The sequence below is a fragment of the Marinigracilibium pacificum genome, from assembly GCF_012926615.1.
Lineage (GTDB): Bacteria > Bacteroidota > Bacteroidia > Cytophagales > Cyclobacteriaceae > Mangrovivirga > Mangrovivirga pacifica.
In genome coordinates, this window is the sequence record NZ_JABBNU010000012.1 from 38,043 (window position 1) to 53,534 (window position 15,492).

The window sequence follows — 15,492 nt, forward strand, 5'->3', positions numbered from 1 at the left end:
GGTGTATTACAAATTTATACGGCTGTCTTCTTATTCAAAAATTGTTTATAGAAATATTCATATTTTGGTAATATATTTTTTATTTCGAACTCTTTTGCCCTTTTCAATGCATTTTTCTTGAAAAGTCCGAGATTTTTAGGATCAAGTATCTCCAGAGCCTTTTTGGTCATTCCCTCAATATCACCAACATCACAAGTAAATCCCGTAACTCCATTGATATTTAATTCTGGAAGACCTCCAGCATTTGTACTTAAAACTGGTACTTCACAAGCCATAGCTTCAAGAGCTGCCAGGCCAAAACTTTCTTTTTCGCTAGGCATGACAAAAAGATCTGCAACGGAAAGAATTTCTTCAACAGCATCAAGTTTCCCTAAAAATCTGATGTCGTTACAAGCACCTAATTCTCTACATAGGTTTTCGATGCTAGTACGTTCAGGGCCATCCCCTACTAGTAAGAGTTTTGCAGGAATTACTTTTCTGACATTATCAAAGATTTTGACAACATCTTGAACTCTTTTTACTTTCCTGAAATTGGAAGTATGGATTATCAATGCTTCATTTTCAGGGCAAATGGCCTTTCGGAAATGGTCTTTTTTCTGCTTTTTAAACCTTTCAAGATCAATGAAGTTAGGAATCACCTCAATTTCTTTAGTTATTTTAAAGTGAGCATAAGTATCTTCCTTCAGATCCTGAGATACTGCCGTAATTCCATCTGACTGATTTATAGAGAAGGTAACTACTGGCTCATATGTCGGGTCTTTACCAACTAAAGTTATATCAGTTCCGTGCAATGTGGTGATTACTGGAATGTGAATTCCTTCAGTTGCCAAAATTTGCTTTGCCATATATGCGGCAGAAGCATGTGGTATAGCATAATGGACATGGAGAATGTCCAGATTTTCATATTTAACCACATTTACTAGCTTACTAGCCAATGCAAGTTCATAAGGGGGATATTGGAATAAAGGATAAGCCCGGATATCAACTTCATGATAATATAGGTTTTCATTGAAGAAGTCCAGTCTTGTTGGTTGCGAATAGGTGATGAAGTGTACGTGATGTCCTTCCTGTGCCAGTGCCTTACCCAGTTCGGTAGCAACTACTCCACTACCTCCGTAGGTCGGGTAACAAACTATTCCAATATTCATGTTTATTGTTTTTTTAGAATAAACTTTAAAAGCTGCACAATGGTTACATGAATTTGTCAGCTTTTGTATTTCTCGTATGCAAATATAGATTCATAGATTACGTCTTGAATGCGTGTTCTAATGTCGTTACGCATTAAGGTCCAGTTAGATGCATCGGGATAAATTCTGTTACTCAAAAAAATGTAAACCAGATCAAATTCAGGATCAACCCAAACGGTTGTTCCTGTAAAACCATTATGTCCATATGTTTTTAATGAGCAATATCTTGATGTCGGAGAATATTTTTCTTCTTCAGCCGGCTTATCCCATCCTAGTCCTCTTCTGTTATCTTCAAAATGTGGCTGACTAAATTCATTGATTGTATTACTTCTTAAATAGCGGTACCCGCCATATACACCTCCATTGAGATTCATTTGTAAAATTACAGCCAGCTCATGTGCTGTTGAAAAAAGACCGGCATGACCTGCAACTCCTCCCATAAGGGCGGCACCTTCATCGTGAACAAGACCATGGATCTGGGTATTCCTGAAATTATTATCAAATGCAGTAGGAGCTATAATCTCTTTGTTAAGTGTTGTTGAAGCAAGATAACATGTCGTTCCCAGCCCCATAGGTGTATAAAAGTTCTGATATAAAAAATCTTCAATCGGCTGGTTGATAATCGATTCGACAAGCCTATGCATGAAAATGAAAGTCAGATCACTGTATTTGTAATCATACTTTCCATCCTTTTTTTTTCTCATTTCAGAATCAATGGTCCAGTGCCAGATACTGTCGGGAAGTGATTTATGACCGTATAGTTTGTCTGAAACCATCAGTGGGTAATCCTGACTTGGACGTTCAGAATAGAGTTCAGGTATGAGCTTTTTATCCTGCATGGTTTTTACCCAGTAGGGGATAAATGATTTTAATCCTGCTTGATGAGAAAGCAGGTCCTTAATCACAATCTGACCTTTGTCCTTCCCCTGAAGCTCAGGTAAGTAGTTGTCAAGAGTGGCATTAATGTCAATTAAGCCATAATCATGTAGAAGCATTACTGCTTGAAGAGTGGCTACCACTTTTGTAACTGAAGCGATGTCATAAACAGTTTCATTTGTTACGGGAGTTAATGAATCATAGGTCATAAAGCCATAAGCTTTTTCAAATATGATCTTTCCCTTCCTTGCTACTAAAACCTGGCATCCTGGTGTAGCCTGGGTGTGGATTGCTTCTTTAGCTATGTCATCAATTTTAGCCAGAACTTTAGAGTCCATACCGGCATTTTCCGGAACATCAAAACCTAGCCTGTTTAATGATGTTGTTTTAACTCCGGTACCCTGTTTAAATTTTGGAGAAGCTGTAACCGGAAGTCGTCCTTCTGCGTCGATTGCTCCAAAAATAACCTGAGGTGCTATTTCCTGAGTCATGCTATTGTCTTCATAAGTACAGATGACATTTTCGAAGTCTTCAAATTGACCAAGGGAATATGGAGAACCAAAAACTGTGACGATTACTTTAGTTTCTTTAGCTATACTTTTGATTAATTCAAGGTGGTCACCGTAAATTCCGTAGTTAGAATTTTTTCTATCGCTTACCTCATGGTATCCAACAATAACTACGTCATATTTTGATAATTCTGTCTTCAGCTCATTAAACAGGGTATTTCCACGGCCGGTTTTAGGTAGCTGGTAATGGTCTATTTTTGCGTATTTTGATAAATATCTCTGAAAGGTATTTTCTCTGGAAGGACCAACTACAAGTGATGCTATTTTAGTGTTTTCAAGTTGCTTAACCGGGATATTACCTTTTTCGTTAGAAGCAACAGTCATGGCTCCACTGTAGATTCTTCTTCTAACCTTGATGGCTTCAGCACTGAATAGCTTCTGATCCAGATTTTCTGTAGTTGCAGGAGTATAATTATTTAATCCCACCAAATATTTAGCTTTTAGAACCTTTTTAACACTGTAATTAATTCTTTCTTCGGTTAGATCTCCTGAATTTATTGCTTCAACAATTTTTTTGATTCCAATTGCTACATCTTCAGCAAACAATAAAATATCATTTCCTGCCTGAAGCGCTTTTACTTCAACCTCACCAGGCTGATAAAATTTTGCCACACCTTGCATATTCAAGGCATCGGTAATGATAAGTCCGTTAAATTTAAGTTCTTCTTTTAACAGATTTGTAACAGTGTTTTTAGATAAGGTTGTTGGAGTATTGAGCGATGCTTCAAGTTCAGGTACTTGTAAATGAGCGACCATCACGCCCTGGGCACCTTCATTAATAAGTAGTTTAAAAGGAAATAACTCAACGCTATCGAGTCTGAACATGTCATGCTTGATGACAGGTAAAGTAAGGTGTGAGTCTTTGTCAGTGTCACCATGACCAGGGAAGTGCTTTGCAGTAGCAATAATATGGTTATCCTGCAGACCTTTCATATAAGTCATGCTTTTCAAGGCTACATTTACCCTGTCTTCACCAAAAGCTCTTTTTCCGATTACCGGGTTGCCTGGATTATTATTAATGTCTGATACAGGAGCAAAATTTATATGGACGCCTACGGCTTTACATTGACGGGCTATTTCAGCACCCATATCGTAAACATGTTGATTTTGACGTAATGCCCCGATCGTCATTTGTTTCGGAAATGTAAAAGTTGAATCCAGTCGCATGCTTAGGCCCCATTCATAATCTGACCCGATTAATAACGGGACTTTGGCTTCGCCTTGAAGCCTGTTAAGCATATGAATTTGTCTGCCAGGGCCACCTTGCATTGTAATCAGACCACCGATTTGATATTCTGTAACCATTTTGTCTAGAAATTTTTGATGGTCACCGCCCTTGTTTGAGTATGCGGCAATCATAAATAGTTGTCCAATGCGCTGCTCGAGCGTTAGCGAATTAAAGACACTATCAACCCATTTATCCTGAGCCTGGACGTCTTCAGCGGCAAGCGGATCCTGGGCTTTTAAAGAAAAAATAGTTAACAGACTTAGTAAAAAATACAATCGGAACTTTTTGCTCATGGTGGCGTTTTACAAATTATGTATTCAACAAATTTAAACCTAGATTTGCATTTTGTGAATTTAGGCAATTGACAGCGTAGAAGAGAAATCTTTTACCTAAATTTATTATCTAACGTAAGTGTTTAGACAGGATTATGGCAAATATTCCTTTTTTTGGTAAGAAAAAGCCAAGATATAAGCGTTTTGACTATCAACCCCGGATTTATGATCCTGTAAAGGAAAGGATAGAAAATAAACGAAAACAATATCTTGCTGATATAAATAACCCCGAGGTTTCTAAAAGGCCTGAAGACAGAAAAGCTTTCAGGTTACAATTAGAAGAAAATCTTCGTAGGCATAAACGAAATGAACTTAGAGCTCAGACAATTCGTTGGGTAATTATTTTATTAGTTATTAGTATCGGTTGGGCCTGGCTTGAATGGGGAAATAAGGTTTTTACTTATATTGGATGGGCAATTATACCTATTTATCTTATTTATAGGTTCAGAAATATTTTTAAAAGTAAAGAATAAGCATGTCAGATATTATTCAGCTTCTTCCTGATGCAATTGCCAATCAAATTGCAGCTGGAGAAGTAGTTCAACGACCTTCATCAGTAGTAAAGGAATTGTTAGAGAACTCGATTGATGCCGGTGCCGATCATATTACATTACATGTGAAGGAGGCAGGCAGGGCTTTAATCCAGGTTATCGATAACGGGTGTGGTATGACTAGTACTGATGCGAGGATGAGCTTTGAACGACATGCTACTTCAAAAATCAGAAAGTCTGATGATCTGTTTAATATCAAGACAATGGGGTTCAGAGGAGAAGCTATGGCCTCGATTGCTGCTGTTGCCCAGGTGGAAGTAAAAACCAAAACTCCTGACCAGGAAATTGGTACAATCATAAATATTGAAGGGTCGGAGATAAAGAAGCAGGAACCAACTGCTTGCAGTGAAGGAACGACAACTTCGGTAAAAAATCTGTTTTATAATGTTCCGGCGAGAAGGAATTTCCTGAAGTCAAATGCAGTGGAGATGAAGCATATCATTGAAGAATTTCAGCGTGTTGCTTTAGCTCATCAGGATAAAACCTTCGTATTGTATCAAAATGATATGGAGCTATTTCACCTAAATGCCGGCAAATTATCTCAGCGTATAATTGGTATTTTCGGAAAGAAATATCAAGAGCAATTGGCTGCTTGTGAGGCAGAAACTGACTTTGTTTCGGTTAAAGGGTATGTTGGAAGGCCAGAAAGTGCAAAAAAGACCAGAGGAGACCAGTATTTTTTTGTTAATAAACGATTTATCAAAAGCCCTTACCTAAACCATGCGGTGACAAGGGCATTTGAGCAGCTTATCCCTGAAGGAAGCTTTCCATTTTTCGTGCTTTTCATGGATATCGATCCTAAGCATATTGATATAAATGTACATCCTACAAAAACTGAAATTAAGTTTGATGATGAGCGAGCAGTGTATGCTGTTATTCATGCGGCAGTAAAACAAGCTTTGGGGCTACATAATTTTTCTCCATCACTTGATTTTGATATCGATGTTAATTTTGATTCAGCTGCAGAAAGAAGAAGCTCCGGTCAATCAATATATTCAAGTAGTATAAATTCATTCTCCGGAAAGTCGACATCTTCCAGAGAGAGTAATAATCTCAAAAATTGGGATAAATTGTTTGACTCTGCCCAATCCGAGGCGATTCCTAAGCTAACAGAAGAAGAGAGAAAATTACAGGGAGATATCAGAAGGTCAGCATTAAATTTTGATGACTTTGATGATCGTGATGAGCAAATTGAGCAAACGCAAGCTATAACTTTTGAAAGTAAGGTCAGTAAAAATATCGAACAACAAAATGAGAAGTTTGAAAGTGTTTCAGTATTTCAGCTGCATAATCAGTATTTAATTACTCAGGTGAAATCCGGAATGATGCTGATTGATCAACAGGCTGCTCATGAACGAATTTTATTTGAGAAATATCTATTGTTGGCAGAATCTGGAAATTCAGGTTGTCAGCAATCGCTTTTTCCACAGACCATAGAGATGAATCCAGCAGATTTTTCTTTGTATCTTGATCTGGAGGAGGAAATAGCCAGACTTGGGTTTCAGATTGATGTCTTTGGTAAAAATGCACTAATAATCAGAGGAGTGCCAACAGATCTGGCTGATAGAAATGAAAAAGATTTGTTTGAGGGGATTCTTGAGCAATTTAAAAACTATCAGGCAAAGCTCGATATTCCTGTAAGGGAAAAGCTGGCCAGGTCACTGGCAAAAAGATCTTGCTTAAAAAGAGGTAAGATGATGCAGAAAGAAGAGTGTGAATCATTGATAAACCAGCTTTTTGCATGTAAAAATCCTAACTTCACTCCTGATGGAAAGACAGTTTTCAGATTACTTTCCCTTGAGGAGATCGCACAATTGTTAAACTAAAATAAAACTATGTTCGGAAGATTAACACCAGTTGTTAAGAACCTATTATTGATCAATGTTCTGGTATTTTTTGCCGCTATTGTGATCAATTCATACTTCAGAGTTGATATAAATGACTACCTGGGGCTTTATTATATTAAATCAGATAATTTTAAGCCTTTTCAGTTTGTTACATATATGTTTGCTCATGCCTTTATGAATGGCAATAGTATTTATCTATGGCATATCCTGGGTAATATGTTTGCATTATTCATTTTTGGTCCGAATCTGGAACGAACATGGGGGCCTAAAAACTTCCTGATCTATTATATGGTCTGCGGAATTGGAGCCGGTCTTATTCAAACAGGGGTAATGTACGCTGAGGTCAGACCAATAGAAAAAGGGTATGAAAATTTTATTAGTGCACCTACACCTGAGAATTTTGACTATTTTGTTCAAGAGCATGTGACGCTGGATACATATTTTAAAGAAGTAAGCAATGGGCGTGGATTTCGGGTAGACAGGGTTAGAATATTTGATCTGAAAAATGCCTGGATGGATAACCCTGAAGAACTTGAATTTAGGAAACAAGCTATTGATGTTTCAAAAATTGTTTATGAACAATACGCTAATATTCCAACAGTAGGTGCATCCGGAGCTGTTTTTGGTATATTACTTGCTTTTGGTATGCTATTCCCAAATGTGGTGTTGATGCTGATATTTCCACCGATACCAATAAAGGCCAAGTATTTTGTCATGTTTTATGGTGCGTATGAACTATATTCAGTATTTCAAGCAGCGCCAAATGATAATGTAGCCCATTTTGCTCACATAGGAGGAATGCTTTTTGGCTATATTATGATCAAATATTGGAACCGATACGTATAAAAATCAGTAAATAATATTAAACGACGAGATGTTCAATTCATTTATAGATGATTTTAAGAATGCATGGAACCGCCCCAATAATGCGGTAATGCAATTGATATTCATTAATGTCATTATCTTTTTGGTAATGGCAGTACTTTGGGTATTGACTAGTATTACCGGTTTTGGAGATTTCGGTCAGAAAATTCTGATACAATTATTTTATATACCGGCTTCATTTGGGGAATTTATATATAGGCCCTGGACAATTATAACTTATGCATTTGCACATAACTTGGAGGATATATTCCATATTCTTTTTAATATGTTATTCCTCTACTGGTTTGGGAAATTGATTTTAGAATATTTGGGAAGCGACAGGGTAATTAGTATCTATATTAATGGTGCCATCGCGGGGGCTGTTTTATATCTTTTAGCATATAATTTTATTCCTTTTTATATCGAACGAACACCAGGTTGGGGAATGATAGGAGCTTCAGCAGCTGTAGATGCTATTGTTGTTGCAGCAGCCACCTTATTACCTAATTATACCTTTCATTTACTATTACTCGGGCCGGTCAGAATTAAATATATCGCTGCCTTTGTAGTAGTGATGTCGTTTATACAATCAACAGGTGGAAATGCGGGAGGAAATATTGCTCACCTTGGTGGGGCATTTATGGGATGGTTATATATAGTACAACTTCAAAAAGGAACTGATTTGGGCCGATGGGTATTTGCTGTAAGGTCATTTTTTATAGGATTGTTCAAGCCAAAACCTAAAATCAAGGTGACATATAAAAAGTCTGATACTACATCATCTTCTTCATCAAAATCAACATCTACATCAGGATCAAAAGCAGATAAAGCTTCTCAGGATGAAATTGATAGAATTTTAGATAAAATCAGTGAAAAAGGATATAGTTCATTATCCAAAGAAGAAAAGCAAAAACTATTTGACGCCAGTAAGAAATAATAATTTCCATGTCATTTAATCTTCAATCACATTACGAGCCCACGGGAGATCAGCCTACTGCTATTAAGCAATTGACTGAAGGGATAGTTAATAATGAACCGGCACAAGTGTTATTAGGTGTGACGGGTTCAGGAAAAACTTTTACTGTTGCGAATGTGATTCAGCAGGTTGATAAACCTACCCTGGTTCTGTCTCATAATAAAACTCTGGCAGCACAGCTATATGGAGAGTTGAAACAGTTTTTTCCTGAAAATTCTGTTGAGTATTTTATTTCATATTATGATTATTACCAACCGGAAGCATTTAATCCGGGAACGAATGTTTATATAGAAAAAGATCTGTCGATTAATGATGAGATCGAAAAACTTAGATTAAGTGCTACTTCAGCTTTACTTTCGGGAAGAAGGGATGTGATTGTAGTGGCATCTGTAAGCTGTATTTATGGTATTGGAAACCCTGATGAGTTTGGAAAGAATGTAATCAAGATAGCAGTTGGTGACAGGGTGCCACGAAGCCAGTTCCTATATGCTTTAGTCGATATTTTATATGCCAGGTCCGAAACAGAGTTTACTCATGGTAAGTTTAGAGTAAAGGGTGACACAGTAGATATTTTTGTTGCCTATGCTGATTTTGCTTACCGCATTTTGTTTTGGGGCGATGAGATTGAAGAAATTCAGCGTATTGATCCTCAAACAGGTAAGAAAATAGCTTCGGAAACCCGAATTACAATATTTCCAGCAAACCTGTTTGTAACCGGAAAAGATGTCTTGCAACAAGCCATCCATGAGATTCAGGATGACATGGTTAAGCAGGTTACATATTTTGAAAGGGAAGGACGATTTCTTGAAGCTAAAAGATTAAAGGAAAGAACAGAGTTTGATCTTGAAATGATTCGTGAACTGGGTTATTGTTCTGGAATTGAGAATTATTCAAGATATTTTGATAAGCGAAAGCCAGGTTCAAGGCCTTTCTGCTTGCTTGATTATTTTCCTGATGATTATTTAATGGTGATTGATGAAAGTCATGTTACTCTTCCGCAGGTAAGAGCAATGTGGGGAGGTGATAGATCACGTAAGATTAATCTTGTGGAATATGGCTTTAGACTACCGTCTGCCATGGATAACCGGCCTCTTGATTTTAATGAATTTGAATCAATGATCAACCAGATAATTTATGTTAGTGCAACACCTGGTGATTATGAACTTCAAAAATCAGAAGGAGTAATTGTTGAACAGCTTATCAGACCTACAGGACTTCTTGATCCTGAAATTGATGTACGCCCGAGTGGTGATCAGATTGATGATCTGTTGCATGAGATAATTGATCGGATAAAAATGAAAGACAGGGTTTTGGTTACTACTCTGACCAAGAGAATGGCTGAAGAGCTGACATTGTTTCTTGAGCGTGCCAATATAAAATGTAGATATATTCACTCAGAAGTTAAGCCTCTGGATCGTGTTGAGATTCTCAGGGAATTACGCTTAGGTGTTTTCGATGTTCTGGTTGGAGTAAACCTGTTAAGGGAAGGATTAGACTTACCGGAAGTTTCTTTGGTAGCTATTCTAGATGCTGATAAAGAAGGGTTTTTAAGAAATCAGCGTTCTTTGGTGCAGACCATTGGTCGTGCTGCAAGAAACGTTAATGGTAAGGTGATTATGTATGCTGACAAGATAACAGCAAGCATGCAATTAGCCATAGAAGAAACAAACAGAAGAAGAAGCATTCAGGAAGAATATAATAAAAAGCATGGGATCACTCCTCAAACAGTTGGTCGTGAGCGAGAGCAAGTACTAAACTCTACAAAAGTTGCTGATTCCAAGAAGGGAACCAAAAACTATTATTCAGGTCCTGAGGAGATGTCAGTTGCAGCAGACCCTGTTATTCAATACATGAATAAAGAACAGCTTGAAAAACAGAAGAATGCAACAATGAAAAAAATGGAGAAGGCAGCAAAAGAACTCGATTTCATGGAGGCAGCCCTTTTGCGTGATGAAATGATTGAACTTGAAAAACTTCTGGCAGAGAAAAAATAATCTTGGTTAGCTTCGATTTTTAAGTTATTTTGAAGAAAATCGAAAATCTAGCCATGAAAAGACGAAATTTTTTAAAGAATACCTTATCAGGTTCAGCGCTGGCAGGTGCCTTAGCATTTTTACCGGGCGGTAATATCTTTGGATCATCGCAAAAAGGAGATCGATCTCAAATCAATAAGTATAACAATTTTGAATTTCTGGAGTGGGACATCGACCGGATGAAAAAGTCAATGGAAACCGGTGAGCTTACTTCTATTAAGCTAACTTCAGCATATATAAACAGAATAAAAGAACTTAACCATGACGGTCCTTCATTAAATGCTGTTATTGCTATCAACCCTAAAGCAGAAGATCAGGCTCGCGAACGTGATGCTGAAAGAGTGGCAGGTAAGGTTAAAGGTCCAATGCATGGGATTCCGGTACTCATTAAAGATAATGTTAATTGTAAAGGAATGGCCACAACTGGTGGTTCATTAGCCTTAAGTAACCATACAACTGATAACGCCTTTATTATAGATAAATTAGAGGAGGCCGGGGCGGTTATTCTTGGGAAGGCCAACCTGAGTGAGTGGGCAAACTTCAGATCAACACGGTCATCTTCAGGTTGGAGCGGTGTTGGAGGCCAGTGCAAAAATCCATATTCATTAGACAGGAGCCCGTGTGGTTCAAGTAGTGGGAGTGGAGTTTCGGTAGCTGCAAATTTATGTGCGGTGGCTATTGGTACGGAAACCAACGGATCGATTGTATGTCCGTCTGGAATTAATGGTATTGTTGGCATCAAGCCTACTGTAGGGTTATGGAGTAGAGAGGGTATTATTCCGATTTCACATACCCAGGATACAGCAGGGCCAATGGCCAGAACGGTGAAAGATGCAGCAACCTTACTGGCAGCGTGTATTGGTAAAGATTCAAAAGATTCAGTAACGGCTGAAATTCCTGATAATATGGATATTCTTGGTGGCCTGGACCCTCTTTCATTAAAAGGTGCTAAGATAGGAATTGCAAGAAACTATATGGGTAGACACGGAGAGACTGATAAAGAAATTGAAAAGGCTATTCAAGTAATGAAAAATGCCGGAGCTGAGTTTATTGATATAGAAAATGTGCTTGGTGATGATGTTGGAGATGCAGAGATGACTGTACTTTTATATGAATTTAAGCATGATTTGAACAAGTATCTTCAAACATATAATGCTCCTTATAAATCATTGAAAGAACTAATTGAGTATAATAAACAACATGAGAGTTCCGAATTAAAGTGGTTTGGTCAGGAGATATTTGTGATGGCAGAAGAAAAGGGAGACCTTAATGAGCAGGAATATATTGATGCCTTAACTAAAATCAGGACAATCAGTCAGAAAAATGGTATTGATAAGCATATCGATGAACATGATTTGGATGCAATCATAATGCCTACTAATGCACCTGGATGGACAATTGACCTGTTATTAGGTGATCATGGGTATGCAGGGTCATCAGGTGTGGCTGCAATGTCAGGGTATCCGAATATTACCGTTCCTGCCGGTGAAGTAAAAGGAATGCCGATTGGATTATCATTTGTAGGCAAGGCCTGGACGGAGAAAAAGCTAATTGGACTGGCATACGCTTTTGAACAATTAACTAAAAAGAGAATGATCCCACAGTTTATGACATCAGTAAATAAGCCGGAATAACTTATTTAAGCAGTTTATAATTGCGATATTCCCATAAATGATAGCCGGTTGTCTTTCTTACAAATCGTTTGATTTTTTCTTTGAAGGACAATCGGCTATAACTTAAATCATGCTCAAATTTCCAGTTCTTTCTATTGATTCTGGATTCCATAACCTTTGGGTGAGTACCTTCGAATTTAGCCAGTGCATCTATTGTTGAATAATCAAATCCTTCATTTACAATACGTTTTTCAGATGCTTCTTTCCCCTTGTATAGTTTTACAAAGTTTTCAATTTTGGCAAGCATTTTCTTTGGGTCTTTTACCCAGCCATAATGATAAATGTATGCGTCGATAAGCTTAACCCGTAGCTTCTCATTATCATTTTTTCTAAACCCCTGTGCGTCTCTGTATGAATAAATCGAAGAGTCGTTTTTGATTATTCTAATTTCTCTTCTATACCAGTTTGATGATGTTCCGATATAATCATAAGAAGCATAAAAGTGAAGGTAGTTGAAAAGAAGCCCGTCAACTTTAGGGTTGTCTTTCCATTTTAACATAGCTTCGCGTACTGCCGGAATATACTTTTCATGTAATATTTCATCACCCTGAATGTAAAAACACCAGTCAGTATCAGGAGAGATTTCCTTAAAAGCCTTATTCGTTTCCTCTGCAAGCACTTTCCCACCTGCAGTCAGGTCCGGATCCCATACTGTATCAACTATTCTGATTTTAGGATCAATATTTTCAATTAATTTACGTGTTTCATCTTCACAATCACCTACGGCAACTACGACTTCATCACAAAGCGGAAGAATAGATCTTATTGCTTCCTCTATCGGATAGTCATATTTCACTGCGTTTTTTATGAATGTAAAACCAGAAACTTTCATAATCGTTTTTCTTTTATTCTTTTAATAGTCTTGAGAAGAATAGATGCAGAATTTTTAGATTGAAATTTAGTTTCAATTGTTTTTACTGCCATTTTTCCGAGCATTAGGCCCATTTCGGGGTCGTTTTTTAATTCCCTTATCATCGAAGCTATCTTCTCTGCAGAGTTTTCGATTGCAATAATATCCTTCCCAGGTGTAAATACCTCTTTTATAGCCATTGAATTTTTAGAAATGATAGGTTTTCCACAAGCAGCATACTTTAATATTTCTTTAGGCACCCCCATATTAGACCTTTTTGAATCACCAAAAATACCAATACATGCTGATGAATAATTAATGAATTTATTTAGTTCTTCATCAGTTTCGTAATTCATCATGTTTACATTTTTAAGATTTTTAGAGCTAATGAGTTTTAAGATTTTCACTTGTTCCGGGTGACTTCCCAAAAGATCAAATTTGAAGTTTTGACCATGAAGTAAGTTGGCAGCGTTGATAATTACCTCGATGCTATCCAGAGTAGCATTCTCTATAATCGTTACAATTCTAAAAAATTCATCAGGAGCAATGTTTTTTATTGGATGGTATTTAGAAGTATCTACCGCTGGAGGCATAACAATGATTTTTTGTGCTTTTACCCCCATTTTATTCATGAAATAGTGTTTGTATTGTTTGGTCTCGGTAAAAACCCTGTCAGCATATTTTAATGCCCGATAGTCTTTATAAAAACTATTTATTGCTCCAGGGGTGAATTTTATAGTTTCTTTTTCATCATATACTTTAGATAGGTATCTTGAAATTTCCGGATTGAACAAGACCGGTGCATTGCTGATTTTTTTTATTTGTTTAACATTATTGTGAGTAAACCCGGGTAGGAATACAGCGTCAACAGTTTTTGAAATTTCGGAGATCTTCTTTGCAGTATCCAGCTTTAGGGATTTGTAAGGTAGCGGGATGATTTTTGCTCCAATTTGCTTAAGTCCACAGATTAAATCTCTTGTGCGTTCATTATCAGGATGATAGTTTCCGGTTATGAGTATTTTCATTCAGTAAGCTTTATAAAAACTGGGGCAGAGCTTTACTTTAATATACATCTTTTATTTGAATTGTGTAAATGGATTTTTTGCAATCAAGATGAATGAACAGGGAATAGTTCAATATGATTTTGAATGAATTATATTTTGATCATGATGTAATAAAATAGTGGTTTTTAACGTGCCGTGTATTGTGATTTCTACCAACTAAAAAATTATTTTGCGTGCTCAAAAAATCAAAACGATCATGAAAAGAATTTTACTTTTTGGTGTACTTATTTTTTTAGGATTACAAGCTAATGCACAAAACACAAATTCATGGCTTCTTCATGCCGGACTAGATGTTATCAAAACTGATAACTATGGCTTATTTGAAAAAGCACAGTTAGGTTTTGAAGCCGATTATTTCCTTCGTCAGAATTTCACAGTTTCGGGTGGTGTTGAATTGTGGAGAAACTCGACAAGAGTAGCTCTTGGATTAAGGTTTTATCCTGTTAAGCCTGTATATGTTAGATTCAGAGGGTTAATCGGAGACTATTCTGATGTAAACCTTGGATTTGGTTATGCTCATCCAATTGGAAGCAATCTGAAATGGGATTTCATAGGGGATTATTATTTCGACCAAAGCGCATTTGCACTAAGAACTGGAATAAGTATTATATTATAAGAAATTGAAAGCGGCTCAGGCCGCTTTTTTTATGTTGTTACTCCCATCATTTTATCAAGAGAACGGTATTGAATAGCCTCGGCAAGGTGAGTAGGTAAAATATCCTTGCTTTCCTCGAGGTCAGCTATTGTTCTGGCTACTTTTAAGATCCTATCATAAGCTCTTGCAGAAAGACCTAGTCGCTCCATTGCTGTTTTTAGTAATTGCTTACCATCTTCATCAACATTACACATTTTTTTAATCAGCTGTGATGGCATCATTGCATTATTATGGATCCCTTCCATATCCTTGAACCTTTCCAGTTGAATCATCCTTGCATTAATGACTCTTTCCCTGATCGAAGAACTGCTTTCGGCCTTTCTACGGGCGGTCATCTGGTCAAACGAAACTGGTGTTACTTCAATATGGATATCAATCCGGTCGAGCAATGGACCACTAACTTTATTAAGGTATCGCTGAACTGCCATCTCAGAGTCCGGGTGGTTTTCTTCAGGGTTGTAGAAATCACCGGAAGGGCTAGGGTTCATTGAAGCTATTAACATGATGTTAGCAGGAAAATCAACAGTTGCCTTGGCCCGGGATATTGTTACTGCACGTTCTTCCAGTGGTTGCCTCATTACCTCAAGGACAGTTCTTTTAAATTCCGGAAGCTCATCCAGGAAAAGGACGCCGTTATGTGCCAGAGAAATTTCTCCTGGTTGAGGGTGGCCACCGCCACTGTTAAATTCAAAAGTAAATAATAAAAAACTTAATCCATTAACACTTTTTACAAAAGTAGTTGCAAAAGCTGCCTTTGTAAATGGTGGGATTCCATATAAAAATTACA

At 37.2% G+C, this 15,492-nt stretch carries 11 protein-coding genes and 1 pseudogene; 7 read left to right on the top strand and 5 right to left on the bottom strand.

Annotation, left to right across the window (positions count from 1 at the left end; translation table 11 throughout):
• Positions 1-14 precede the first annotated feature (14 nt).
• Positions 15-1,148, bottom strand: coding sequence for an N-acetyl-alpha-D-glucosaminyl L-malate synthase BshA (gene bshA / locus HH304_RS17975; RefSeq protein ID WP_169684667.1), 1,134 nt, complete (start codon positions 1,146-1,148; stop codon positions 15-17).
• A 56-nt stretch (positions 1,149-1,204) separates the two neighbouring features.
• On the bottom strand, positions 1,205-4,153 hold the full coding sequence (locus HH304_RS17980; RefSeq protein WP_169684668.1) for a glycoside hydrolase family 3 N-terminal domain-containing protein: 2,949 nt from the start codon (positions 4,151-4,153) through the stop codon (positions 1,205-1,207).
• Between the two features lie 134 nt (positions 4,154-4,287).
• Here HH304_RS17980 and HH304_RS17985 point away from each other — a divergent pair, with 134 nt between their 5' ends.
• Genes HH304_RS17985 through HH304_RS18010 form a run of 6 tightly spaced genes read left to right on the top strand, consistent with a single transcriptional unit; the run spans position 4,288 to position 12,097 of the window.
• Positions 4,288-4,665, top strand: coding sequence for a hypothetical protein (locus tag HH304_RS17985; RefSeq protein WP_169684669.1), 378 nt, complete (start codon positions 4,288-4,290; stop codon positions 4,663-4,665).
• 2 nt (positions 4,666-4,667) lie between these two features.
• Complete coding sequence (gene mutL / locus HH304_RS17990) at positions 4,668-6,569, top strand: DNA mismatch repair endonuclease MutL (RefSeq protein WP_169684670.1); 1,902 nt, start codon at positions 4,668-4,670, stop codon at positions 6,567-6,569.
• Positions 6,570-6,578: 9 nt separating this feature from the next.
• Positions 6,579-7,436 carry a rhomboid family intramembrane serine protease gene (locus HH304_RS17995; RefSeq protein WP_169684671.1) on the top strand — a complete coding sequence of 286 codons (858 nt, stop codon included), beginning with the start codon at positions 6,579-6,581 and terminating at the stop codon, positions 7,434-7,436.
• A 28-nt stretch (positions 7,437-7,464) separates the two neighbouring features.
• Positions 7,465-8,391: a rhomboid family intramembrane serine protease gene (locus HH304_RS18000; RefSeq protein WP_169684672.1), complete on the top strand. Its 927-nt coding sequence runs from the start codon at positions 7,465-7,467 to the stop codon at positions 8,389-8,391.
• Between the two features lie 8 nt (positions 8,392-8,399).
• Positions 8,400-10,424 carry an excinuclease ABC subunit UvrB gene (gene uvrB, locus HH304_RS18005; RefSeq protein ID WP_271711688.1) on the top strand — a complete coding sequence of 675 codons (2,025 nt, stop codon included), beginning with the start codon at positions 8,400-8,402 and terminating at the stop codon, positions 10,422-10,424.
• A 53-nt stretch (positions 10,425-10,477) separates the two neighbouring features.
• Positions 10,478-12,097: an amidase gene (locus HH304_RS18010; RefSeq protein ID WP_169684673.1), complete on the top strand. Its 1,620-nt coding sequence runs from the start codon at positions 10,478-10,480 to the stop codon at positions 12,095-12,097.
• Between the two features lies 1 nt (position 12,098).
• Here HH304_RS18010 and HH304_RS18015 read toward each other — a convergent pair whose 3' ends face one another.
• Both HH304_RS18015 and HH304_RS18020 read right to left on the bottom strand, forming a co-directional pair.
• Positions 12,099-12,968 carry a glycosyltransferase family protein gene (locus HH304_RS18015; protein ID WP_169684674.1) on the bottom strand — a complete coding sequence of 290 codons (870 nt, stop codon included), beginning with the start codon at positions 12,966-12,968 and terminating at the stop codon, positions 12,099-12,101.
• Complete coding sequence (locus tag HH304_RS18020; protein ID WP_169684675.1) at positions 12,965-14,011, bottom strand: glycosyltransferase; 1,047 nt, start codon at positions 14,009-14,011, stop codon at positions 12,965-12,967. Before HH304_RS18020 ends, HH304_RS18015 begins: the two co-directional genes overlap by 4 nt.
• 235 nt (positions 14,012-14,246) lie before the next feature.
• Between HH304_RS18020 and HH304_RS18025 the strand changes: the two genes are divergently transcribed.
• Positions 14,247-14,666, top strand: a complete 420-nt coding sequence (locus HH304_RS18025) for a hypothetical protein (RefSeq protein WP_169684676.1) — start codon at positions 14,247-14,249, stop codon at positions 14,664-14,666.
• Positions 14,667-14,695: 29 nt separating this feature from the next.
• On the opposite strand, the pseudogene HH304_RS18030 reads toward HH304_RS18025, so the two are convergent.
• Positions 14,696-15,475 (bottom strand): annotated as a pseudogene (locus HH304_RS18030) (ATP-binding protein); the annotation flags it as partial.
• Between the last annotated feature and the right edge of the window lie 17 nt (positions 15,476-15,492).